Annotated in this window: 19 protein-coding genes and 1 pseudogene; 14 read left to right on the forward strand and 6 right to left on the reverse strand. The window is 59.3% G+C overall.

What is annotated here, in order from left to right; all coding sequences use genetic code 11:
• The first annotated feature begins 591 nt into the window (after positions 1-591).
• From IC232_RS24815 to IC232_RS24825, 3 genes are all read left to right on the forward strand, one after another.
• Positions 592-1,317: a hypothetical protein gene (locus tag IC232_RS24815; RefSeq protein ID WP_190847635.1), complete on the forward strand. Its 726-nt coding sequence runs from the start codon at positions 592-594 to the stop codon at positions 1,315-1,317.
• A gap of 2,353 nt (positions 1,318-3,670) precedes the next feature.
• Positions 3,671-3,823: a DUF3309 family protein gene (locus IC232_RS24820; protein WP_190847670.1), complete on the forward strand. Its 153-nt coding sequence runs from the start codon at positions 3,671-3,673 to the stop codon at positions 3,821-3,823.
• Positions 3,824-4,036: 213 nt separating this feature from the next.
• Positions 4,037-5,956, forward strand: a complete 1,920-nt coding sequence (locus IC232_RS24825) for an ABC transporter ATP-binding protein/permease (protein ID WP_190847636.1) — start codon at positions 4,037-4,039, stop codon at positions 5,954-5,956.
• Here IC232_RS24825 and IC232_RS24830 read toward each other — a convergent pair.
• Positions 5,953-6,555, reverse strand: coding sequence for a DedA family protein (locus tag IC232_RS24830; protein ID WP_190847637.1), 603 nt, complete (start codon positions 6,553-6,555; stop codon positions 5,953-5,955). The genes IC232_RS24825 and IC232_RS24830 overlap by 4 nt on opposite strands.
• 237 nt (positions 6,556-6,792) lie before the next feature.
• Here IC232_RS24830 and IC232_RS24835 point away from each other — a divergent pair, with 237 nt between their 5' ends.
• From IC232_RS24835 to IC232_RS24875, 10 genes and pseudogenes are all read left to right on the forward strand, one after another.
• The gene (locus IC232_RS24835) at positions 6,793-7,593 is read left to right on the forward strand and encodes a c-type cytochrome (RefSeq protein ID WP_281413429.1); all 801 of its coding nucleotides are present in this window, start codon (positions 6,793-6,795) and stop codon (positions 7,591-7,593) included.
• A 369-nt stretch (positions 7,594-7,962) separates the two neighbouring features.
• Positions 7,963-8,031, forward strand: a pseudogene (locus IC232_RS33385) (twin-arginine translocation signal domain-containing protein); the annotation flags it as partial.
• A 108-nt stretch (positions 8,032-8,139) separates the two neighbouring features.
• Positions 8,140-8,757: a gluconate 2-dehydrogenase subunit 3 family protein gene (locus tag IC232_RS24840; protein WP_246812392.1), complete on the forward strand. Its 618-nt coding sequence runs from the start codon at positions 8,140-8,142 to the stop codon at positions 8,755-8,757.
• Between the two features lie 9 nt (positions 8,758-8,766).
• A complete protein-coding gene (locus IC232_RS24845) occupies positions 8,767-10,536 on the forward strand; it encodes a GMC family oxidoreductase (RefSeq protein ID WP_190847640.1) in 1,770 nt (589 codons plus the stop codon).
• On the forward strand, positions 10,533-11,540 hold the full coding sequence (locus tag IC232_RS24850) for a c-type cytochrome (protein WP_190847641.1): 1,008 nt from the start codon (positions 10,533-10,535) through the stop codon (positions 11,538-11,540). Before IC232_RS24845 ends, IC232_RS24850 begins: the two co-directional genes overlap by 4 nt.
• Before the next feature lie 97 nt (positions 11,541-11,637).
• Positions 11,638-11,946 (forward strand): c-type cytochrome, encoded by a 309-nt coding sequence (locus IC232_RS24855; RefSeq protein WP_210335495.1) that lies wholly within the window; start codon positions 11,638-11,640, stop codon positions 11,944-11,946.
• 113 nt (positions 11,947-12,059) lie between these two features.
• Positions 12,060-12,989: a cytochrome c oxidase subunit II gene (gene coxB / locus IC232_RS24860; RefSeq protein ID WP_210335496.1), complete on the forward strand. Its 930-nt coding sequence runs from the start codon at positions 12,060-12,062 to the stop codon at positions 12,987-12,989.
• 65 nt (positions 12,990-13,054) lie between these two features.
• A complete protein-coding gene (locus IC232_RS24865; RefSeq protein WP_190847672.1) occupies positions 13,055-15,568 on the forward strand; it encodes a cbb3-type cytochrome c oxidase subunit I in 2,514 nt (837 codons plus the stop codon).
• A 5-nt stretch (positions 15,569-15,573) separates the two neighbouring features.
• Positions 15,574-15,951: a hypothetical protein gene (locus IC232_RS24870; protein ID WP_190847643.1), complete on the forward strand. Its 378-nt coding sequence runs from the start codon at positions 15,574-15,576 to the stop codon at positions 15,949-15,951.
• A gap of 134 nt (positions 15,952-16,085) precedes the next feature.
• Positions 16,086-16,865 carry a cytochrome c oxidase assembly protein gene (locus IC232_RS24875; protein ID WP_246812396.1) on the forward strand — a complete coding sequence of 260 codons (780 nt, stop codon included), beginning with the start codon at positions 16,086-16,088 and terminating at the stop codon, positions 16,863-16,865.
• 260 nt (positions 16,866-17,125) lie between these two features.
• Here IC232_RS24875 and IC232_RS24880 read toward each other — a convergent pair whose 3' ends face one another.
• The gene (locus IC232_RS24880; RefSeq protein WP_246812393.1) at positions 17,126-18,667 is read right to left on the reverse strand and encodes a Do family serine endopeptidase; all 1,542 of its coding nucleotides are present in this window, start codon (positions 18,665-18,667) and stop codon (positions 17,126-17,128) included.
• A 384-nt stretch (positions 18,668-19,051) separates the two neighbouring features.
• Between IC232_RS24880 and IC232_RS24885 the strand changes: the two genes are divergently transcribed.
• Complete coding sequence (locus tag IC232_RS24885; RefSeq protein WP_190847646.1) at positions 19,052-19,732, forward strand: PRC-barrel domain-containing protein; 681 nt, start codon at positions 19,052-19,054, stop codon at positions 19,730-19,732.
• A gap of 114 nt (positions 19,733-19,846) precedes the next feature.
• Here the strand turns inward: IC232_RS24885 and IC232_RS32130 are convergent, their stop codons facing one another.
• The 4 genes from IC232_RS32130 to IC232_RS24900 form a co-directional block, all read right to left on the reverse strand.
• Positions 19,847-20,866 carry a phospholipase D-like domain-containing protein gene (locus tag IC232_RS32130; RefSeq protein WP_246812394.1) on the reverse strand — a complete coding sequence of 340 codons (1,020 nt, stop codon included), beginning with the start codon at positions 20,864-20,866 and terminating at the stop codon, positions 19,847-19,849.
• A 275-nt stretch (positions 20,867-21,141) separates the two neighbouring features.
• Entirely contained in the window at positions 21,142-21,279 is a 138-nt protein-coding gene (locus tag IC232_RS32135) for a hypothetical protein (RefSeq protein WP_210335498.1), read from the reverse strand.
• Between the two features lie 117 nt (positions 21,280-21,396).
• Complete coding sequence (locus IC232_RS24895; RefSeq protein ID WP_190847647.1) at positions 21,397-21,939, reverse strand: PRC-barrel domain-containing protein; 543 nt, start codon at positions 21,937-21,939, stop codon at positions 21,397-21,399.
• A 267-nt stretch (positions 21,940-22,206) separates the two neighbouring features.
• Positions 22,207-22,914 (reverse strand): Crp/Fnr family transcriptional regulator, encoded by a 708-nt coding sequence (locus IC232_RS24900; protein ID WP_190847648.1) that lies wholly within the window; start codon positions 22,912-22,914, stop codon positions 22,207-22,209.
• Between the last annotated feature and the right edge of the window lie 108 nt (positions 22,915-23,022).

The raw sequence follows: 23,022 nt of genomic DNA on the forward strand, positions 1-23,022 counted from the left end.
ATGGGATCGAGGCTGAGGAATGCCGCAACTACTTCACCGCCGCAGGATATGGATTCATCTGAACCGCCGTTGCTCTAGTGAAATTACGATGAACACCGTCAATAGCGATGTGCAGTGCGGTCCGCAGCGTGCCCGGCTGCCGGCGCTGGGCCCCTTGGACCTGAGGGTTATCAACCAGTCTGAGATTCCCCTCATGTTCGTAGCACCACAATTCTTTAAGGCTTCGCAGCACACCGAGTCAGGCGGCTTTGTCATGGGTTTGGTCAAGGGAGGGTTTCTTGTGGCCCCCAAGAGCACTGCCAGGGTCCTCCTGCCGGGGCCGGCCCAAGGCGAATACTACTCTTTCTGCTTTCAACCGAGTAGCATCCCAAATCCCGCGTCAAGCGGCTTCCCAATCGTTGTGCCCGCCACCTGACCGGCGCGCGGTCGCATGCCATGCCCCTAGGCTGGTGGAACAAGACAAATGCGAAACTCGGATCACTGCCGTACTGAAGATGTAGCAGGCCGGAACAGGTTAACTGCTGAACACCTTGATCATCTGGAGAACTTTCTCAGATGATTCATGAGGAATAAATTTTTGTCAGGTGACTCATGGCCAATGGATTTTCGCAGACAGCCAGACAACCAAGCTTCATTGCTCTTGCCGTCATAGCAGCCCTCGGCTGGGTCGTGGCGATCTGGTCCGCTACGTCGAGCTCGCGCCAACAAGCATATCTGAACGAGCGCATCCAGCAGTTGGAAGCCACTCAACAAGTCACTGCCAGCCAGCTTGATGAGTTAAGGCGGAGTGCGGGAACAGTCGAGAGCCTCCAGAACCAGATCACCATAGCACGTGGAGACTTGGCGAGCCTCAAGCAGCAGCAAGAGCAGTCTGCCGAGGCATTAGCCAAGGTTCGCAGCGAAACAGAAGCGGCAGATCGACGCCATCAAGAGATGCAACAGGCTCACGCTCGGGTTCAACGCGACCTCGCCACCGCCCGGGAAACGTTAACAGAGCTGGAGCGTCGGCGGGCTGAGACCGCCAGAGCAGTCGGCGAGATCACTGCGAGCCGCGACCGCGTTATGGCAGAGTTGCAGGAGGCACGTGAGCGATCCACGATGCTCCAACAGCAGCTCGCAGTGCTCTCGAACGAGTTGGCGTCACGACAGAATGATGCGGCTGCTCTTAAAGGGCGTCTTCCGGCTGGTTCTGGCTGGGAGAATGCCCCTCTCGAAACAGGCTCGGCTCCAGTTGCTCTAAGTTCAATCGTAGCAGGGCAGCAGCCCTATCGCTGCGACGATAATGGAAGCGGCTGGACTTGTTCTCCCAGAGAATGAGTGTATCCACGAATACGGTTATCTATAGGCAGTGGAGCGGGCGCATCTCTGCCTGATCAGCAGCCCACGGGGTCGCTCAGGTGAAGATAGGAGCTTAGCCTCGCCAAGCAGCGTCGCAGCGGGGGCAAAAGTCATCTTCAGCAGCATAGACCGAAGCTAGTTGGCCATGAAGACCATAAATCCGCGGAGTGAGTGTCCTCTCAGATCTAATGGACAAAGTGTGCCGATCTGGTTGACAGGCTGCCCTGAAAAGGAGGGCTGCAATGAGGATCTTGAAGCTCCTGGGTGCCGCTGTCGGGATCATTTTTGTTGCTGGCTTGCTGGTCGTCATCGGATTATTGGCCGTCATTCTCTGAACACGCTTCTGGCGCCTTAAGGCCTCATGGCGGTCTGTCTTACATCGAGTGAGATGGCCAGGTGGTTCCCCGAGATCCCGACATGCAGCTGTAAGCTGCGGGATTGTCCGGATTAAGCTCTCGATCCAAGGAGGATAACTCGTGGTCTGCTATCGTCAGAGCAGGAGGAATCCTTGTTTGTTCGTTCCGACTTCCCAACATAGTGTTAAATTCTTCTGGGGTGGCGGGTGACCACTATAGCGTGGATAGTTGAGGCTGATCAGCGCGCGGGTCGGAGCATACCCGATATGCTCGGCGCCTCTGACTATGTTGGTCCTGATGTCTGCTGTCGGAGCGATCAGGCGTTGGGTAAGAAGATGCGCTGTTCAGGCTGGGTGGCCGCACGTCCGAACTCACTATTAAGATCGTCGGCACTCTTTTGATCTGACTGAGTCACGACCAGGATACGAAAGCATTACGTCAGGATTCTCACTGCAGAAGCGCCAACCATTCGATCTCCAACGGGCGCCTACTAAGCACAGAAATGGTCACAATGTTTGCGAGAGCGGCCGGATCGGTAGGGTCGTGTGCCCGGAGTAAGTCAATCCACCTGAGGTACAGGAAAGCCTTCGGTCAGTACTAACCCTTGATATCCGGCGCGGGAACCGAAGGCTGGGGTTACAAATCTTGGTTCTTGAGATGCTCCAGCGCGAGTGTCGACCGCTCCTATACTTCCGCGTGTGTATGCACGAAGTGACTCTATCTGCTCTCAACGGCTGTCGCGCGTCATCATCCTGGGAATGCTGCATGTCTGCGGTGCCGGGTCCGGCAGCGTACTCTGTCCGTCTGTTTGGCAGGAACGTCCCCAGGTATCGTCTGTTCCTCAACCGGACGGCGGTACGGCGCCCACTGCCGACACCATCCCTAAGGGAACGGTCAAGAGGGTTTCAGCGGAAGGCAAAGGATGGCTGCTCTGGAATCAGCAACTGGTGGTGCGGTGGGACCGATCTGTTCAGCACTTAGCGGCGTGTTAGGAGGTGGCTCGCACCATCTGTGCATGCTGCGCGACATTGAACAAGGCAGAGAGGAAATCTCAAATGCGTGATATGCTAATCAAGGCTTCTATACTGGCGGCGATGGCGCTCGGATCCACGGCAGCGCTCGCGCAGTCTCAGTCGGGGACACCTGCCTCGTCGTCGACGCAATCATCTCAGCCGTCATCCAATGCGCCGCCGAAGGCTATGTCGCAGGACAGGGCCCGCCAGATCATGAAGGATGCAGGCTTCACAAACGTCCAGATCCTTGATGCCACTTACCTCGTTCAGGCATCAACAAAGGAAGGTGACCAGATCTTGATGGTCCTCAATCCTCCAGCGATGAGCCGCTCCGGAGTACCCGCTACGGCTGGGGCCGCAGGCGCGTCGGCGGGAAGCTCCTCTGGGTCGCCAGCCGGAGCCAATGCAACAGCGGCGCCCAAACAGTAACGGAAGATGCGTGAGGGTGAGACCGATTGGATGACAATGGAAGGGCGGCCTCTAGCTGCCCCTCTCGTCCTACTTAGGCGCAAGTGACCGCAAATCGTCCGTTAAGCAGGGAGGGTGTACGAACCCTGTTTGGTGAAGCTGCTAAGGAACCCTGCAGGTGATATTACTGAGAACAGAGCGGGGGGCTGCTTCTACTTGCGTGGAATATGCCGAGTGGGTCGCGTTATTGTTTGTATCTGACTGAGTCAGCCGCGGGATAACTGCTCGTCGCCCGGCCGAGGTCTTCACCTTCGGAGCTAGTGTCTGATGCTTTACCGGGACGACGCACGGAGTGCGTCTTGTGGGGTAGTGCCCTTCTCGCCCGTCCTAGTTTCTCAAGCCCCTTACCGGGTTGGCCCTCCGAGCACGCTTGTTCCAGCCATCGCGCTGGAGGTGGGGCACCGAAAGGCGTTCAGGATGCTGGCTTGAGAGCGGAATTGCTGCGTTCTAAGTTTGAAAGCCATGTCCGTCGACCAAGATCGGGTGTCACGCCAAATGCCCTCCAGCGCAATTTTGATCATCATCGTCATCCTCTTTATCATCGCGACTGTTCCGGTCTGGCCATACAGTCGTGCATGGGGCCTGTGGCCCAGTGGAGCGCTTGGCCTGGTACTTGTGGTGCTGGTCGGCCTCTTTGTCCTGGGGTAATCCGGGTTCGTCAGGAGCAGTGTGGTCCTGAGGAAACATATTCCTGCCGGGCTTTCGACGCCTGTTGTAAGACCTGGTTAAGTATCGCTGGGTCGGGAGGTCACGACTACAACATCGTGTGATCTGACTTTCAATATAGGAACAGAAGAGGCCAAAATGTGCTTGAGCTTATAGGTGCAACTTGAGTGCCAAGTGCATGAGTGGAAGCGTGCTATGACAGATCTGGTCACATCTATTCCTCAGCGACCGCTGAGCGCAGTTACGCCGCTGGGGAATAGTAGCGACAACGGGCTCTCACGTCTTGCCAGCACGCAAACACTCGCTCGCCAGGCTGAACAGAAGCCAGCGCCAAGCAACGGGAGGGAGAATGCCGCTCGGGAATTCTACATCCTTCTCCGCAATGTAATGCATGGCAGAAAGAGCTGGCCGGTAATCGCCCTGTCACTGGCGATCTTCTCCGTGTTGCTCGGGAACATGTTCGGCCAGGTCCGCCTCAATGAATGGAACGGAGCGTTCTTCGATGCAGTCGAGAGGCGAAACTCTAATGCGTTTCTGCACCAATTGCTCGTATTCTTAGGCGTCGTCGCCTTTCTGCTTGTCATGGTTGTCGCACAGACCTGGCTGCAGGAGCGTTTGAAGATCCGCCTCCGTGAGCGCCTGACGCATGTTCTCCTGGATGTGTGGCTGAGGCCAAACCGAGCGTATCAACTCGCATTAGCTGGCCCGTCCGGCACGCAGCCTGACCAACGTATGCAGGAGGATTGCCGACTGTTCTCGGAGTTTTCCACCGAGCTTGGGGTCGGCATGCTGCAAGCTTTCATGATGCTCGTAAGTTTCATCGGAGTTTTGTGGACGCTCTCTTCATACGCGAGCTTTGAGTTCCGCGGAGAGGAAGTCGTGGTGCCAGGCTACATGGTCTGGGTCGCGATCGGATATGCTGGGCTTGGGTCGGGCCTTACCTGGCTCGTCGGCCGCCCCTTGATCCGCCTTAATACGCTTCGTTACGCCCGCGAGGCAGATCTCCGGTTCGCCTTGGTCCGGGTCAACGAATGTGCCGAAAGTGTTGCGCTCTGTTCCGGCGAGAAGGATGAGCGACGGAGCCTCGATCTTGCCGTCGACGCGGTTTTGGTGGCAACTCGCAAACTCTCCGGCGCCCTAGCGCGACTGACATGGATTACGTCCGGATATGGCTGGCTCGGGATTGTCGTGCCGATCATTGCCGCTGCGCCCGGTTATTTCAGTGGGCGTCTGTCCTTCGGTGAGATGATGATGGTGGTTGGAGCCTTCAATCACGTCCAAGGGGCCTTGCGGTATTTTGTCGATAACTTCCCAAAAATCGCTGACTGGCGGTCAGCCCTACTGCGCGTCGCGACGTTTCGCCAAGCTGCCGTCGATCTAGGCCGCTCGGTTGAAGAAAACCAGCGGATCGAGGTGCGGCCCCATCCGAGAGGGTGGCTGAGCTTCGACAATCTCTCTATTTCGCTGCGCTGCGGAAGCATCATCATTGGCGATGCCACTGCCGAGATCCGCACGGGCGAGCGCGTCCTCATCGTAGGAGCGTCTGGGTCGGGAAAGAGCACGCTCTTCCGTGCCGTCGCGGGGCTTTGGCCATGGGGGGCTGGGGCTATCCAAACTCCTCCTCACGAGGAGATGATGTTTCTGCCACAACGTCCTTACCTGCCGCTAGGCACTCTGCGCGCAGCCTTATGCTACCCAGCCGCGCCTGATGCTTTCGATGATCGAACGGTCCTGTCAGCTCTTGAACGGTGTGGCCTCAGCGAGTTCCACGAGGCGCTGGATGAACACAAGCGGTGGGACCATTCTCTTTCCCTTGGGCAACAGCAACGAGTCGCCTTCGCCCGCATCCTCCTCCACAAGCCGCAGTGGGTGTTCATGGACGAGGCAACATCCGCTCTCGACGACGAAAGCCAAGCTTCAATGTTGTCTTTGTTCACGAACGAGCTTGCTGACGCGTCGGTTCTCTCGATCGGGCATAGGCCGGGTTTAGAGGAGTTCCATACGCGGACGCTCCAGATCCTCAGGACAGAAGAAGGAGCGGTATTGCTAGCAGCAAGACTCTCAAGGCAGAATCCCTTACAAGCGTGGCCCGGCCGTGTCGGCTCGGCACTCTAGCCTGGCGTGGACCGATAGGTAGCTACACGGTAGACATACCAAAGCACAGCGATGGCCAGAAACCCGTTGGTGACAGGTTCGAGCCAGTCAGCCACCGCGTGATATCGGGATTCCAGCAGGTAGCCTGCCCCGGCCAAAAGGCTTGTCCAGAGAACAGTTCCTAAAGTCAAATACAATAAAAACCGGCCGAAACTCATCTCAACTACACCAGCGGGTACCGAGATCAAAGTCCTCACCCCGGGAACGAGCCGCCCGAGGAACACAGCCTTCCCGCAGTGGCGTGAGAAAAATGCTTGGGCGTCGTCCAGATCTTCCGGTGACAGGGTTAGCCAGCGTCCATGACAGGCTGCAAAGGACTTCATGCCATGCATTCCGATCCATCGCCCTAGAAGATACCAGAGAGAGGTGCCAGCGACGGAGCCGAGGACACCGGCGAGCACAGCTCCTACGATCTGGAGATCGCCACGGGCCGCTGTAAACCCTGCGAGAGGCATAATCACTTCGGATGGGATGGGTGGGAACAGATTCTCCGCTAACATCAGCAATGCAATTCCAAGGTAGCCTGTCTTTTCAACGAAGTCGGTAATCCATTCGAACATGCAGTTTCCCAACGTTGTGGATCGCGGCTCTGCATAATGCACAGCAGCTAGCGCAGTGTTGCATCGAGGCAGGGCAGTACGTTCGAGCGTTTTGGGTTCTCTCGTGAGAGTTGGTCTTCCATCGTACCAAGAACATCAAGCTCAGCGTTGGAGGAGAGGAACGGCTGCTAAAGCCTCTTGTTTCACCCCAGCGAGCTTCCCGAGGGGAAAAGAGTGCCCGTCCAACATCCACTCACCATGGCAATAGCAATCGCGGCCTGTGTCTCAGCCGTCTCCGAGCTTCAGGCGCAGAATGGCCGGGCGCAGGGAGCGAGTGCGTATGATATCAGGGCGGCCGATGTCGAAAGAGGGCGCGCCGTCGTTGTCGGGGCCTACGCAGCGCCCCCGGGATCAGAAGCGGGCCCCGGATCTCCTGCCATAAGTCCGCAGGCAGGAGCGTGCTTCCAGTGCCATGGAATGGATGGCAAGGGTGATAAGGCAGCTGTATTCCCGCGTCTGACGGATCAAACCTATAAGTATCTCTACGACTCCCTGAAGGACTACGCGTCCGGCGGGCGCCAAAGCGCAGTGATGACGCCTATCGCCAAGGCGTTGAGCGATCAGCAGATGCGCGATGTATCCGCCTACTACGCGGCGCAAAAATCGGCCGAGTACCCACCTGCTGATCAGGTTGATGCGCAAGTTCTCCAGCATGGAGCCGCGCTGGCTGCGATTGGCAATGCAAGTCGTGGCGTGCAGGGCTGTATCAACTGCCATGGGCCAGACGGCGTCGGCCTACCGCCAACGTATCCTTACTTGGCCGGGCAGTACGCTGCCTATCTGGAAGCACAGATGAAGGCCTGGAAGACTGGGCAGCGCAAGGGTGACGGCTTCGGAATTATGGAGAACATCGCTAAGCGGCTGACGGATGAGGAGATCCGAGCGGTTTCAAACTACTACGCTTCGATTCGCCCGCGCTCCGTCACCCCCGAACAGGCCGAGTTCGCAGCTCCGATGGTGCCGCTGCCCTCAGTCTCTGCACCGAGCCTGGGGAGATGATCATGACTGTGGTGACGCGCGCCCTTTACCCAATTCTTGTTAGTCTCGGTATCGTGGCCACCATGCCGGCCCACGCTCAGGATACTTCTAACAGAAGCGGTGACCGATCCGGACCACGCGGATCAGTCGGCAAGCAGGGCGAGATAGGTCGTCCGAATGTGCAAACTGCACAGGTCGGCGCTGGGACGACGAACGGATCAACGACGGGCTATAGCGGACCGCAGGATGTGACCGAACGCAACCCAGGACAGGTCAACGTGCCTCCCCTGCCGGGCCCTGAACTCTGCAAGCCTTACCAGGATACGCCGGCTGCTTACCAAGCCTGTCTCTGGGTCTCGCTTAAGGAATGAACAGTAGGGGAACAGTCCAGTGACGGAAAAGCTCTCTCGCCGTGATCTCCTCAAAGTGGCTGGCGTTGCTGGTGTGGCAGCAACCGTTCCAGAGACGGCAGCCGCCGAGGTGAAACATCAACAGGTTGTCCAAGCAGCCGCTCCTCAGGAAGTCTTGACGCGCCCGTCACAGCAGAGCCCGTCGACAGAACAAGGGATGCTCTTCTTCTTCAATGACGAGGAAGCCCGGTTTATTGAGGCCGCTGTGGAGCGCCTTATTCCCGCCGATCAGGAGTGGCCCGGAGCCGCATGGGCAGGAGTTCTCAACTTCATTGACCGCCAGCTCGCCGCAGCTTACGGCGCCGGAGCGCGGATGTATCTGAAAGGGCCGTGGGTTCCGGACGCTCCGCCACAGCAGGGTTATCAACTGCGCTATACACCGGCTCAGCTTTATAGGATCGGGATTGCGGAAACCCGGGCCCATGTCACCGCCAGGTACGGCAGGCGCGAGTTCTGGGACCTTACGGCCCCCGTGATGGATGAGGTGCTCTCTGGACTTGAGAGCGGTGCCATTGAACTCCCTTCACTCCCGGCCCCTGTGTTCTTCGAAACCCTGCTCGCCAACACCGTCGAAGGCTACTTCGCCGATCCCGTTTACGGCGGCAACCGCGACATGGTGGGCTGGCGGATGGTTGGATTTCCCGGAGCTTACGCACAGTACGTCGACTTGGTCGAACTCTACAACCTTCCGTACACGCGCCCACCGATCAGTATTGGCGAGGCCGGAGCCCGGCAGGCCTACCTCGAGGGCCATACGCATCGTGCTCAGAAGTAGGAGCAGAACATGGCAGTGCAGATGAAGCCAGTGGATGTAGCGCTCGTTGGGGGTGGTCTGACCGCCGCTATTCTGGGGAAGGAACTAGCCGAGGCAGGTCAGACGGTCGTTGCGCTCGAACGCGGCGGGATGCGCCAGACGATCCCGGATTTTCAGTCTCCGACGATGCATGACGAGCTGAAATTCGATGTCCGCCACGCCTATGCCCAGGATGTCAGCGTTCAGACGCTCACCTTCCGCAATTTCGTCGGCCAGCAGGCCCTGCCCATGCGCCAGCTCGGCTCCTTCCTGCCCGCGGAAGGTGTTGGTGGAGGAGCCGTTCACTGGAACGGCCAAACATGGCGGTTTCAGCCCGAATGGTTCGTCCTCAAGAGCTGGGTGGAGGAGCGCTACGGGCGCGGTTTCCTCGACGAGGATGTCTCCATCCAGGACTGGGGCATCTCGTACGAAGAACTTGAGCCTTACTACACCTTTTTCGAGAAGGTGATGGGGATCAGTGGAGCGCCGGGCAATATCAACGGTCGGATTCAGGTTGGCGGCAACCCCTTCGAGGGGCCGCGCAGCGAGTCTTATCCCAACCCGCCGATGAAGCAATCCCATTCCGGCTACCTCTTCGGGCAGACCGCCGGGCAATTGGGTTATCATCCGTTCCCTGTACCGTCGGCGAACGTGACGCGGCACTATACCAACCCATTCGGGGCGGAGATCAAGCCGTGTATGTACTGCGGCTTCTGTGATCCCTTCGGCTGCGAGCATTTTGCCAAGGCAAGTCCCCAGGTGTGTATCCTTCCGTTTGCACTCGCCAACAAGAATTTCGAGATGCGCACTCATTCGTATGTTCTACGCGTGGAATGGGACCGCAAGGCAAAGGTCGCTACGGGGGTGACCTACGTGGACGCCCAGGGGCGAGAAACCTTTCAGCCAGCGAACATGGTCGTGCTCTGCGCGTTCGCACACCATAACCCGATCCTGATGCTGCAATCTGGAATCGGGCAGCCGTATGACCCGGTGACCCGAACAGGGACGATCGGACGCAACTACACCTATCAGACGATGACGGGCGCCGAGGTCTTTTACGACGGAGAACATCACATCAACCCGTTCATGGCCGCAGGAGCACTTGGAACTGCCATAGATGACTTCAACAACGGAAGCTTCGATCACTCGGGCTTAGGCTTCATCGGCGGGGGCTACATTGCGGCTTACCAGACGACTGGACGACCCATCTACTACCATCCGGTGCCCGAAGGAACGCCCCGCTGGGGCCTCGGGTGGAAGCAGGCTGTCCGACGGCACTACAACAGCACGGTCAGCCTTTCCTTCCATGGCTCCTCAATACCCCATCCTAACAACTATGTCGGCCTTGACCCGACTTATACGGACGCATTTGGCCAGCGGCTCGGGATGCTCACCTACGACTTCCCGTACAATGACCGTCTGATGGCCCGCTACATCACCGAGAAGATGGCGGGCATCGCACAGGCAATGGGTGGCAAACGGATGAGCGTTGGCTGGCTCGACGACCACTACAGCATCGTTCCCTATCAGACGACGCACAACACAGGCGGTGCGATCATGGGTGCGGACCCGAAAACCAGTGTCGTGAACCGGTACCTGCAATCCTGGGATTTGCACAATCTCTGGGTCATGGGCTCGTCTGTCTTCCCCCAAAATGCAGGCTACAACCCAACCGACACGGTCGGCGCCCTCGCCTACTGGGCAGCGGACGCCATGATCAAGCAGTACTTGAAGAATCCGGGCCCCTTGGTGCAGTCATGATCCGCGCAGTTCCACTCGGCATTGCAGTCGTTGCAGCCGCGACACTCACCTCTGCCGCCCTTCCACAATCCATGCTCGGCCTTGACAACCGGCGCGAGCCGACCCGGGATGCGGACCCGAACCGTGGCAGGTTCATCACCATCGGAGGCATGTTCGCGGATCAACGAATCGGGTGCGTCCAGTGCCATGGGATCGACGGCGCCGGCAACTCAAGTGGGGCGTTCCCGCGTCTGACGGACCAAGCGGGCTGGTATCTCTATAAAACCTTGCAGGATTACGCATCCGGCCTGCGCCCGAGCGACATTATGGGACCAATTGCCCAGACTTTGACGCCGCAGCAGATGGAAGACGTGGCAGCCTACTACGCCAGCATCAAAAATGCTCCTTATCCTGCGGAGCCACAGGTTGACGTGCAAGTCCGGCAGATTGGTGGAGCAATCGCCGCGATAGGCATTCCCTCGCAAGGCGTGCCGGCCTGCGATGGCTGCCACGGCCCTAACGGGGTCGGCCAAGCACCGCTCTATCCATATATTGCCGGTCAGTACGCTCCATACCTAGAGCATCAGTTGATGCTCTGGAAGCAGGGGCGGCGAGACGGGGATCCGATGAACATCATGGAGCTGATCGCCAAAGCGATGACGGAGGAGCAAATTCGTGCAGTTGCGCTCTACTACGCCTCAGTGCAGCCAAGAGATGTAATCCCGCAGGACGTCCGATACGCACCGGAGCAGTCAAGGCGGCAGGTGGACCAGGGCATCCCGAGGATCGGTCAAAACCCGACGGACGTGGGTGCCGTGGAGAGTCCGGAGCCGGGCCGCGGTTCCGTTGTGGTGCCTGGAATTGAGCCCGCCCGTCCGCCGGTCCCTTCCGCGGAGCTGCCCCTCGGCCTTCCGCGGCGTCCACTGCCTCCGAACGTCCTTCCCCCCTATCTCGCACCACCCGTTGATGAGAGGCCGCGTGGGACCACCACCACAACAGGCGCCCCCGTTGGGAACCAGCAGTAGGAGCTCGATGATGCGCTTGTTGCTGCAGGATTTGGAAAAGAGGAGCTGTTCGCTTGGGATAGCAATTCTACTCATGCTCAGTGCTTGCAGTGACAACATGGGCCCTGTCGAGCAGCGCGTCGTTGGAGGTGACGTGGAGCGTGGACGGAGGATCATTGCTGCGATCGAATGCGGTGCCTGCCACACTATCCCCGGCATTCAGGGCGCTCATGGAATCGTTGGCCCGCCGCTGACGGATTTCGCAGAGCGCAAGTTTATCGGCGGCGTTGTTCCCAACGAGCCGACTATCCTCGTGCGCTGGGTCCAGGACGCCCCCTCTGTTGCCCCCCACACGGGCATGCCGGATCTCGGCCTGTCCGACGACGAGGCCCGCCACGTGGCAGCCTACCTCTATACGTTGCGGTGATGGACATGAGATGCCGTCGATACTCGATCGCATTCCTCTCATGCCTGGTTCCCGGCGTTTTCTGCGCGACGGGAGCGTCAGCCCAACCTGTCGGGATCGTTGATAGGGCGCTGATGTGGATCCAATCCACGATGGTGACCTACGGGCCTCACGCCGGAGTCATCGAAACCCTGAGTTGGGTGATGTTCACCGGTGCGCTTTTGATTTTCTTGCTCGTCATGGTGCTCGCCACTCTCGCCATATTCGCCCCCGATAGGATGCGGGGCTGGATGACAGGTCGGAATTTTATCATCGGTCTCGGCATTGTTTTCCCGGTCGTGACGTTGACGGCGCTGCTCGTCTGGGGGTTGACGATATCCCGCACCCTCGTGACAGTCGAAAATCCGGCCCTGCGCATTGAGGTCATCGGCGAAAGGTGGTGGTGGCGGGTCCATTATGTGGATGCCGAGGGGCAGATCCGTCTCGTCAGCGCCAACGAGATCAAGATTCCAACAGGTCGTCCCATCGAGTTCGTCCTCAAAACCCAGGATGTGATCCACTCCTTCTGGGTGCCCAGCCTTGCCGGCAAGCTCGACATGATACCGGGGCGCGTGAACGTTACCCGCTTTTCCGCCGAGCGCCCTGGCATCTACCGGGGGCAATGCGCGGAGTACTGCGGTGCGCAACACGCATTGATGGCCTTTTATGTCGTCGCGCTGACGCCGGACGAATTCGAAACATGGTACGCTCGGGAAGCAACACCTCCCGCTGAACCAGTCATTCCGCTCCTTGTGCGCGGCAAGGTGCTCTTCCGCGAGAACGGCTGCGGCGCCTGCCACACCGTCCGGGGAACATCAGCCGGTGGGCTGATTGGCCCTGATTTGACTTATGTGGGCGCACGCCTCTCGATCGCAGCCGGAACCTATCCCACCAACGTCGGGACACTCGCCGGCTGGATCTCGTCGGCCCAGCACCTGAAGCCGGACAACCTCATGCCTTCCTTCGGCAATCTGCAAGGCGAGGAGCTGCGTGCCATCGCCGCCTATCTGGAGAGCCTCAAGTGAGCGACGCAACCTTCCAAGGCGGAATAGCGGATACGCGCGCTCGGCAGGAAAGCAGGGCGGTCCGGATGCCCAATCCAGCCCCACGCCCGGAAGGCGAGCTTGAGGAGCTCAAGCGGATCTGGGAGCCGCCGAAGGGCATCCATTTTCTTTCCGCCGTGAACAACAACTATGTTGGCGTCTGGTATGTCGGCACCGCGTTCCTGTTCTTCGTTCTGGCGGGCGCCTTGGCCCTGATCATGCGCACGCAACTGGCGCAGCCGGAGCTCCGACTCATCGGGCACGAGCTGTACAACCAGCTCTTCACCATGCACGGCACGATTATGATGTTCCTCTTCGCCGTGCCGGTTGTGGAGGCTCTGAGTGTCTTTCTCCTGCCCAACATGCAGGCTGCCCGCGACCTCCCGTTTCCGCGGCTCTCGGCCTATGCCTTCTGGGCCTATTTCTTCGGCGGGCTCGCCTTCTTCTGCAGCCTCTTCTTCGGTCTTGCGCCAAACGGCGGCTGGTTCATGTACCCCCCGCTTACGAGCTACATCTACTCGCCAGGGATCAATGCCGATTTCTGGCTCCTGGGCATCGGCTTCATCGAAATCTCGGCCATTGCAGGCGCGATCGAGATCATCGTCGGTGTCTTGAAAACCCGGGCCCCGGGCCAGAGCCTCGACAAGCTGCCGGTCTATTCCTGGGCGATGCTGGTCTTCGCCCTGATGGTGATCGTGGCCTTTCCGGCAATCATCGCGGCAACGCTGCTCCTAGAACTCGAGCGCGCCTTCCACTGGCCCTTCTTCATCGCTGAGAAGGGCGGTGACCCGCTGCTGTGGCAGCACCTGTTCTGGTTTTTCGGTCACCCGGAGGTTTATGTCATCTTCCTTCCCGCCGCAGGCATGGTTTCGATGATCGTGCCAGCCATGGCGCAGACGCCTCTCGTTGGCTACCGTTTGGTCGTGCTTGCCGTGATCGGAACGGGCTTTCTCAGTTTCGGCCTCTGGGTTCACCACATGTTTACGACCGGGCTGCCGCAGCTTTCCCTGAGCTTCTTCTCCGCTGCGAGCATGGCGGTCTCTATTCCAAGCGGAATTCAGGTCTTCGCCTGGATCGCAACCATCGCGTCCGGCAAGGTGCAGAACAAGACGCCAACCTATTTCATCCTTGGTTTCTTGTTCATCTTTGTTATCGGCGGCCTGACAGGTGTGATGGTGGCGATGGTGCCGTTCGACTGGCAGGCGCACGACACCTACTTCATCGTCGCGCATTTCCATTACGTTCTGATCGGCGGGATGGTGTTCCCCATGTTCGCCGCTTTCTACTACTGGGCCCCCACCGCCTCACAGCGCCCTTTGTCCGAGACGCTTGGTAAATGGGCGTTCTGGCTCATTTTCATCGGCGTGAACGTGACCTTCTTCACCATGCACATCACAGGCCTGATGGGCATGCCTCGGCGCACCTATACCTATATCGCGGAAATGGGGTGGGGGCCGTTCAACCTGATCTCGACGTTTGGCGCCTACACGATCGGCGCAGGCGTGCTGGTTTTCCTCATCGATCTGGCGAAGAACTTCCGGCCCTACCAAGGCGATCTGGGCAATCTCTGGAACGCCGGCACGCTGGAATGGCTTCCGAGCGGGAATTATCAGACGCGCTCCATTCCCGTCATCACCAGCCGCGAACCGCTGTGGGACCAGCCCAACCTGTCTGATGATGTCGAAGCCGGTCGGTATTACCTGCCTGGCGCACAGACCGGTGGGCGCGAAACTATCGTCACCAGCCCCATCGATGCAAGGCCGCAGTATGTGCTGCAGATCCCAGGACCGAGCTGGCGCACAGTCTTTGCAGCCTTCTTCACGGCAGCATTTTTCATTGGGCTGACGATCAAGCTTTACACGCCTGCCTTTGTCTGTGGCGTCCTTGCGGTCGTCTTTGTCATCTGGTGGCTGTGGGACAGCGATCCAGGCCCTGCTGAAGTCGGTGAGATCGAGATTGGAGGTGGACTGAAGCTCCCCACCTATACCACGGGGCCGATGAACCATTCCTGGTGGGCGATGATCATCCTGATGATCGTGGCAGGCATGGTCTTTGGGTGCATCGTTTTTTCGTATTTCTTCCTCTGGACGATCAGCCCACGCACCTGGCCTTTGTCGGCAGCAGCGCTACCCGCGATATGGTGGCCGATTGGAGCCGCGGCACTATTCGTTGCAAGCAGCCTTCTCGTCTGGCTCGCAGGGAGAAAACTATCCCTGGTGCCAGAGCGGAGTGCCTGGCCGACCCGCATCGCTCTCGTTCTGGCCGTTCCATTGTTCATTGGGGGTATTGCGCTCGAGGTCCTCGGGCAGCTGGAGACGGGCCTGCGTCCCTCAGAGTCCGGTTATGGTGCAGTCGTCTACACTCTGGCTTCCTACCAAGGCTTTCTCGTCGCAGTCCTGGCGATCATGGGGCTCTACACTGTCGTCCGATCCTTAGCCGGCTGTTTGAACCGTGTACGGCGATCGACTTTCGACAACACACAGCTGTTCTGGCACTACGGTGTTGCGCAGGGCCTCGTCGCGCTTCTCATCATCCACGCCTTCCCGCGGCTGCTGGGGTAACACTGATGGGCGACACAGACTTCATCCGCAAATCGCTGTTTATGGTCGGCGGGCTCCTCATCTGGGGCGCACATTTCGGCCTCGTGTACATCTTCAACGCGATGGCCTGCGCGCGGCATTTCGCGGGCCTGAGATACCTGGGATTCGGAGTCGTACCGCTGACGGTTAGTGTCTTGACGCTGGTCGCATTGGCCGCGACAATCGTCGTACTCTTGCTGGCTTTTTGGCGGCGCGGACCGGCCCGAGCCTTGCGGGATCAGAAGCCTGTCAACGATTTCATGCGATATACCACTATTACCGTCGCGGCTCTCTCTCTGATTGCCGTCGCGTGGAATGGTATCCCGGCGTTGGTGGTCCCGCCTTGCGGATACGCTCTACCATGAGAACCGCTCTAACTTCAGCTATGCTGACGCTCCTGCTGCCAATCCCTGCCTCCGCGCATGGTAGCGGAGAAGCGATAGGTCCCGGCAACGTGTGGTCTCACTGGTCTGCGGAGCCATGGGTCGTAATCTCTTTGATGGTGTCCTTCGGACTCTACGGTCTCGGAGTCAGGAGCATCTGGAGCCATGCAGGTCTGGGTCGCGGCATCTCCCCTGCCCGCGTCTTTTCCTACGCAGGCGGAGGAGCCATCCTTGTCATAGCCTTGGTCTCGCCACTAGATCCCCTCGGCGATACATTGCTGACTGCCCACATGGTTCAGCACATTCTCCTCGTAGGGGTGGCACCGCCGCTCCTGCTGGTTGGCTTTCCCGGAGCGGCTCTACCGTGGTCACTGCCGAGAAGGATGCGGTGCGCACTGGGACGCAAGTCCGGCGTTCGCACGATTGCGAAGCACACCACATTCCTGATCCGCCCGCTTCCAGCGTGTGCAGTCCATGGCATTGCGCTGTGGCTCTGGCATGCTCCCGCGCTTTTCGAAGCCGCACTGCGAAACGAGGCCATTCACGCGTTAGAGCACATCACCTTCTTCACAACTGCGATCCTATTTTGGCAGAGCCTTGCCAGGGCGGGGCGGAGCACCGCGACCGTACCATCTGGTATCGCGGCAGGCTTCCTGACCCTGATCCACGGCGGCTTCCTCGGCGCCCTGATCACTTTCTCTCCGAGTTTGCTTTACCCGTGGTATCGACAAGAGCCGGAACGCTGGAGCCTTAGCCCGCTTGCCGACCAGCAACTCGCTGGTTTGATCATGTGGGTGCCGGCTACCCTCGTTTATCTGCTCGCATGTCTGGTTTTAGCCGCACGGCTCCTGACGGCTTCAGTGGCCTACCGCAAGCCGGTACAGCAATCCTCGTGAGGATCCCTCCAGCAAGCGCTACATCCGCCAGCCAGAGGTCCGGCAGCGTGCCGAATAGAGATTGGGGCAAGCTGCTGCACCGGATCTCGTGTAGCAGCTCGTAGAGATGAGCAAGCAATCCGCTCAACGAAGGCCGGGAAGAAGAGGCTACAGAACTAAGCAACTTTCAGCGTCATGTTCGATCTCCTCTTACGAAAAGCAAACACCCCGGGCGTGCCGGCGATCTGCCCTGCCGCCCGGGGTACTCCGATCCGTGGACGTTAGGCTGCAGGGACCTGCAACGCGACGAAGCGGGTGCCTCCGCTGGCCTCTACAAGAAACAGCACGCTCTTCTTGCCATCCTTGCGGCTTGCCTCAAGTGCCGCCTTCACATCCGCTGGCGTCTGTACCGGCTGACCCGCAACCTCCTTGATCACATCACCGGTGCGAAGGCCTTTCTCGGCTGCCGGGCTGCCAGGCTCCACGCTGACGACTGCAACACCCTTTTTATCGTCGCTTGCCGGTGCGAGGCTCAGGCCGAGCTTGCCCATCTCGGTACCTTGTGTCGCGTCCGATGCAGCCGTTGAGGTGCCGGACATCTTGGCGATTGTGACGCCGATTTCCTGCCTCTTACCGTCTCGCCAGACTTGTAGTTTGGCGGTCGAGCCGGCGTTCAAGGAGGCGACCATCCGTGACAAGTCCCGTGCATCCTCCACCGGCTTGCCGTTCACAGAGACGATGACGTCGCCCGTCCTGATGCCGGCCTTGGCTGCGGGGCCGCCCTCCTCGACCCGGGCCACGATGGCGCCCTCGCTCTTGTCGAGCCCGATACTGGCGGCGATATCCTTGGTAACAGGTTGAATCTGGACTCCCACGTAACCCCGCTCGACGGTGCCCTTCTCCCGGAGCTGGGCCACCACGTTGCGAACGGTCTCTGACGGAATCGCGAAGGCGATGCCGACGTTGCCGCCGGACGGCGAGGCGATAGCAGTGTTCACGCCCACGACCTGGCCCTTCTGGTTGAAGGCAGGCCCGCCGGAGTTGCCCCGGTTCACCGGCGCGTCGATCTGGAGGAAGTCGTCATAAGGGCCGGCGCCGATGTCCCTGGCGCGGGCCGAGATGATGCCCGCCGTCACCGTGCCGCCGAGGCCGAACGGATTGCCGACGGCAAGGACCCAGTCGCCAACGCGCGGGACTTCCGGCGCGAGCTCGACGAACTTGAACGGCCCGCCTTCCTCGACCTTGAGCAGGGCAAGATCAGTCTTCGGATCGGTGCCGATGATCTTGGCCGGGAGGGTGCGGCCGTCATCCATGAGCACCTCGACCTCGGAGCTCTTGTCGATCACGTGGTTGTTGGTCACAAGGTAGCCATCGGCCGAGATGAAGAAGCCGGATCCCTGTGAAACGCCCTGGCGAGGACCAGGTCGCCCAAAACGCGGGTTGTCATTCTGACCTCCCTCGCCGCGGAAGCGTTTGAAGAATTCCTGAAAGGGATGATCGTCCGGCAGTCCAAAGTCAGGAAGATTGAAGTTGGGGCCGCCCCTCTGATTACCGCTAACCTGCGCTTCCTTGGCGTCGCTTGCTTTCGCCCGTACCGACACGACGGCAGGTTTCACCTGATCGACCACGTCGGCGAAGGACGGCAGAGTCGATTGCGGGGCGACGATCGTCTGCGGCGCTTGGGCGAAGGCGGGCAGCACAACGCCTCCGGCCGTGCTGGCAAGGGTTGCGAGTGCTACTGCACCGAGGAGAGCGGATCGGGTTTTAGGCGCCTGCCGCCTGCCTTGCGGCATCTCAGTCGAAAGGGAAGAGTGGTTTCTCATTGCTGCGTTCTCCATCAGCTCGTCGGGGACATGCCCCGGATGCGGAAGAAATGGGGGACCGCGTGTGACGGTGTCCTTACGACAAGATGAAGTGTTCGTAATCACCGCCGTATTCAGGGCCTGAAAACGGGTCGATCGCTGCTGCTCGCACCTCACAGATCACCGTGATGTCCCTTCTTCGAATTCTATGAACGAGAGAGGCAGGCAGACGTTTCGTCTTGTCGTCCTCCTGTGTCGCACATGGTGAAGAGTCTCGGTACGCTGCCGAACCTAGCAGAGAACTTGGACCGCGATCCGGTCATTCTTCACCTTATCAATGCTGGCAACTAGCGCTTGCGATGAGGATTGGACATGACGCTCTCGCGGATTGAAGCTTTAACTATCATGGCGGCAATGCTTGTATCGCCGGCATTGGCGCAGCAGCAAAACCCAGCCGTCCAACCCCAACTCGAAGGGCAGGTCAGCCAGCTCTCACCTGATGCCCTGTACAAGGGCTGGCGGGCGCAGCGGTTGCTCGGGCAGGCAGTCGTGCGTAAAAGTGGCGATGCGGCCGGCACCGTGTGCGACCTTATCGTCGACGCGGACGGCCGTCTTGCTGCTATAGTGATGGAAGGCGGTGGCGCCCTCGGCATTCCGGATGCGGTTTACCGCATTCCGTGGGGCGAGGTGGATCTCACGCCGGGTCAGGACGGTATCAAAGCTGGGCTGGCCGACAACAGCGAGAAGCCGCAATATGGTCTCTTCCCAGGGTCAGAGGGCGTTTCGACCGTTCCGCGCGAGTTCCGCCTGACGGAACTCCTCGGGGACTATGCTCGCCTGCAGACTGGCTATGGCTACGGCTATGTGTCGGATGCCGTCTTCGACATAAGTGGACGCCTTATTGCCGTACTCATCAGTCGCGACGCTGCCTCCATGGGCGGCACTTATGCATTCCCTTATCCCGGCACGACTGGCCGGTGGGATCCAGGCGCGAGTTACTACGGGTTGCCGTTCGTGACGGACTCTCAGGCCCAGGCCGCAGGCCTTCGGATTGACCCGAAGCAGTTTGCAGGGTCAGCTTTTTAGCAGGGCTTGGCGCCGATTGATGATTGAAGGCCGCTTGGTCCGAGGACCATTCGATCAATCACGTGATTGCCAATACTACCTCTGCTCGCCTCTTAGCTGGGCTGCGGGCACCGATCACGATGTCAGCCGCAGCAACTTGTGCAACATTGCTTCGGGTTTTTCGGGATCTAAGAATTGGCTAGCGGTGATCTGTTCCTCAGCTGGATTGAGGTCAGGCAATGGGAGATGATGGAGAGACCTTCCATTGGACCTTGCTAGAAGATCGATGATCTGGACCGGGCTTCGGCCCGCTTCGTACAAGTCTTTCACAATGTTGAGTGCAACACCTAAATGTTCTGCGAGAAGATCGTTGCGAGCGGCGCGGATCGCGGCTCGCATGACCTCCTCATTCCGCACTCCAGGCCGGATCTCCACCGCAATGTCACACTCGGTGTCGAGCCCCATGGAACGATTGTTGAGGTTGGATGAGCCGACACGTAGAAAGCGGTCATCAACGATCATGATCTTGGCATGCACATAAATGGGTGTTCCGCTCGCATTCGTGGGATAGAGCAGGCATAGCCGGTTGTCGCCGTCCGATTGGCGCAACCGTCGCGCGATGAACACACGGGCTGTCCCCATCGTCTCTTCCTCAAGCCGTCCTTCAGCTGTCAGAGGCACGATGATGACGACCTCCGGACCTCCACTCTGCTCCAAGCGCGCAGCCAAAGCGTCGCAGACGGCATGAGACGCGAGAAACTGACTTTCTACGTAAATGACGTCCTTTGCGTTGCCGATCGTACGGAGGTAGAGAGCTTCGATCTCTCGCGCTTCCGATTGTCCATTATAGGCAGGTTGCGTACGAGCTATACCTAGCTCGACATCCTCGAGAGTGGGAGAGAGGGTCTCTGGGCAAGATCTGGTGGACGCCTTGGGGCGGAGCAAGATCCTGCCCAGTGGCCCGTTTCCAACGCTCGCGAGCCATGTCGCCGAGCGCTGACGCAGCCTCTCCGTCGACAGCGGCGGTCGCGTCGTGCCAAGGGGATTGCATGAATCCCCATAGATTTGTCCGGTGTGGATCCTTTTCACGGCGCTCGCGAGTGTCACACCGACCGACAGTAATGTCGATACCACCGCAGAAGGCGAGCATATCATCGATCACAGCGATCTTTGATGGCGGCAAGCATCCACCGGATAAGCATGGTCGAGCCGAAAATGGGCACGTTTGCTGGCCATCCAGTCCAAGATGAACAGAGGTGTTGCGCCACGTCCGAGAGTTTGGAGCACACCGATGTCCCATTTCAGAACCTGAACCTCTAGCTCGGGCCCCTCTCCACAAGGGCGTTTAGCAATGGTCCGAGCCTTTCCGGCCACTCGTCCTCGGCGCTTTGATCGAGCCGGATACGTGTGTCGAAATCCCAGCCGATCAGCTAAATCGAGCGGCGCGCGCGGATCATCGCCCTTCGCAGATTAGCAAAGTACGATGCCGCATCGATGATCAGAGCGAACCGGTTTGCCTTCGCAATGCGCCAGCAGGTCTCGCCGGGTTGCAGGATCGTCTGTTCCATCGGAGCTCTCGCCAACGACTTTCCGCGGCAACTCAACGACACGTCATCCTCTTGAACGCAGGGCATTATACCGCGATGAAGAGCTCGACCGGTTGCTTGGTGCGAGCCTGATATTCGTCACCGGCTCATGTTCCCTTCGAACTTGAACTCGGGTGCATTCTGGAGATCCTCGCGCGTCGTGTTGGCGACGACTCTGATCTCCCCTCCAGCCTCGCGCATCAGAACGAGAGATCCAGGATCAGCCGCTACATTGCGCTCACCGAGACCGAGGAAGCCGCCGACTGAGATGATGACAGCGCGAATGACCCGCCCCTCGTCAACAATGACGTCTTCTACCTCGCCGATCTCCTCATTCTGCAGGTTGTAGACGTCGGCGTCGAGGAGGTTGGAAACAAGCATGTCGACGGGTTGGACGGTGTAGAATGTCAACCTAACGGTGGTCGGGTCGACAGTCCGAATCCCAGGCTGTGCGGGCTGGGGGTTGGCCTGTGGCGGACTGGAAGGAGCTTGGGCCGCTGGTGGCGAGGGGGCCGGAGTAGCTGTCGGCGCCTGAGCTCCAGCGAACGATATGGTGACCAGTGACAGACTTGCTGCACCAAGGAAGGGTATCGTCCGTGCGCCCATGTTCGCACAGATCCTTGCCCAGGAAGATTTAAGCATCGTTACCTCCATGATTTGTCGGGAGAATGGCTTTCCCGCTTCCAGTAAAAACAAGAGAACGGACCTGACGGACCGCAGTTGTCCCGCACGGCTCTGCATCGGATTTTCTGGGTACGGCAACGTACCCACGGCTCAATCTCGCTCGGCACAGGTAGGGTGCGTTGGTATCCTCTCTTTGCCGCCCCGCATCGCCTCGTCGAAGAAGCCCGGTGGATCCCATAACTATTGATGCGCGGCGGGCAAACGAGCTCCTTGCCCAACTACCTGCTACTGACAGGCAGCATAGAGTGGAGGCGCAGCGATCTCGTCACATACGATGCGCCCATGCTCGGCTCGGAGAGTGCGGTAACAGTCACAAGCCTCCTCCTCAAGGCCGGCGCGGTCCAGGATGACAATCCGTCCGCGCCCGCGATGGAGCAGGCCGGTCTCCTCCATTCGTCCCATCGCGGTTGTCACGCCTGCCCGGCGAACGCCGAGAGCGCGCCCGAGGAACTGGTGGGTTAGTGGCAGCTCATTTCCATCGACCCTGTCATGAGCAAACAGCAGCCAGCGAGCGAGCCTCTGCTTCAAGGTGTGCCGAGTATTGCAGACCACGAGTTGTGTGCTCTGTACCGTCGTGGCTTGGATGTAGCGCAGCAGGAGCTGGTTCAATGTCGGGATGCCGCTCAGTACGCGACGCAGATCTTCTGCCCTGATACGGAGGGCTTCTCCAGGTACCTGCACGACGCATCTGTATGGCGTCCGTGCAGTTCCAAGAACAAGAGGCACCCCAACGAAGTCCATATGCCCGAGGGTTCCCACCTCTAGGGTGCTTTGATCGCCAACTCGCGCCAAGAGCGACGCAAGTCCTTTCTCGATGAAATAGGCATGCGCGATCGGCAGGTTACGTTCATGCAGCACCTGCCGACGCTTGAGCACCACGCGCTCTAGGTAAGGCTGCAGCTCCTCGAGAACCTCGACGGGCAGCGCATTCAACAATCCATTTCTTATCGGGCCCTCATCCGGCCGGCCGAGTGTTGCGTGATGCGACTTGAGGAGGGCAGCTGGCCTGAGGGGCCCTTGACTGCTAATGCTAAGCTCTTC

It is taken from the genome of Microvirga sp. (assembly GCF_014699075.1).
In the GTDB taxonomy this organism is placed as follows: Bacteria; Pseudomonadota; Alphaproteobacteria; order Rhizobiales; family Beijerinckiaceae; genus Microvirga.

Bases quoted from the DNA above. Each gene is read 5' to 3' on its own strand.
- IC232_RS24880 (WP_246812393.1), bottom strand. From the start codon at position 18,667: ATGAGAAACCACTCTTCCCTTTCGACTGAGATGCCGCAAGGCAGGCGG.
- IC232_RS24815 (WP_190847635.1), top strand. From the start codon at position 592: ATGGCCAATGGATTTTCGCAGACAGCCAGACAACCAAGCTTCATTGCT.
- IC232_RS24855 (WP_210335495.1), top strand. From the start codon at position 11,638: ATGGGCCCTGTCGAGCAGCGCGTCGTTGGAGGTGACGTGGAGCGTGGA.
- IC232_RS24895 (WP_190847647.1), bottom strand. From the start codon at position 21,939: ATGCTTAAATCTTCCTGGGCAAGGATCTGTGCGAACATGGGCGCACGG.
- IC232_RS32135 (WP_210335498.1), bottom strand. From the start codon at position 21,279: ATGGAACAGACGATCCTGCAACCCGGCGAGACCTGCTGGCGCATTGCG.
- IC232_RS24835 (WP_281413429.1), top strand. From the start codon at position 6,793: ATGGCAATAGCAATCGCGGCCTGTGTCTCAGCCGTCTCCGAGCTTCAG.
- coxB (WP_210335496.1), top strand. From the start codon at position 12,060: ATGTGGATCCAATCCACGATGGTGACCTACGGGCCTCACGCCGGAGTC.
- IC232_RS24870 (WP_190847643.1), top strand. From the start codon at position 15,574: ATGGGCGACACAGACTTCATCCGCAAATCGCTGTTTATGGTCGGCGGG.
- IC232_RS24885 (WP_190847646.1), top strand. From the start codon at position 19,052: ATGGCGGCAATGCTTGTATCGCCGGCATTGGCGCAGCAGCAAAACCCA.
- IC232_RS24820 (WP_190847670.1), top strand. From the start codon at position 3,671: ATGCCCTCCAGCGCAATTTTGATCATCATCGTCATCCTCTTTATCATC.
- IC232_RS24845 (WP_190847640.1), top strand. From the start codon at position 8,767: ATGGCAGTGCAGATGAAGCCAGTGGATGTAGCGCTCGTTGGGGGTGGT.
- IC232_RS32130 (WP_246812394.1), bottom strand. From the start codon at position 20,866: ATGATATGCTCGCCTTCTGCGGTGGTATCGACATTACTGTCGGTCGGT.
- IC232_RS24830 (WP_190847637.1), bottom strand. From the start codon at position 6,555: ATGTTCGAATGGATTACCGACTTCGTTGAAAAGACAGGCTACCTTGGA.
- IC232_RS24825 (WP_190847636.1), top strand. From the start codon at position 4,037: ATGACAGATCTGGTCACATCTATTCCTCAGCGACCGCTGAGCGCAGTT.
- IC232_RS24875 (WP_246812396.1), top strand. From the start codon at position 16,086: ATGGTGTCCTTCGGACTCTACGGTCTCGGAGTCAGGAGCATCTGGAGC.
- IC232_RS24865 (WP_190847672.1), top strand. From the start codon at position 13,055: ATGCCCAATCCAGCCCCACGCCCGGAAGGCGAGCTTGAGGAGCTCAAG.
- IC232_RS24840 (WP_246812392.1), top strand. From the start codon at position 8,140: ATGCTCTTCTTCTTCAATGACGAGGAAGCCCGGTTTATTGAGGCCGCT.
- IC232_RS24850 (WP_190847641.1), top strand. From the start codon at position 10,533: ATGATCCGCGCAGTTCCACTCGGCATTGCAGTCGTTGCAGCCGCGACA.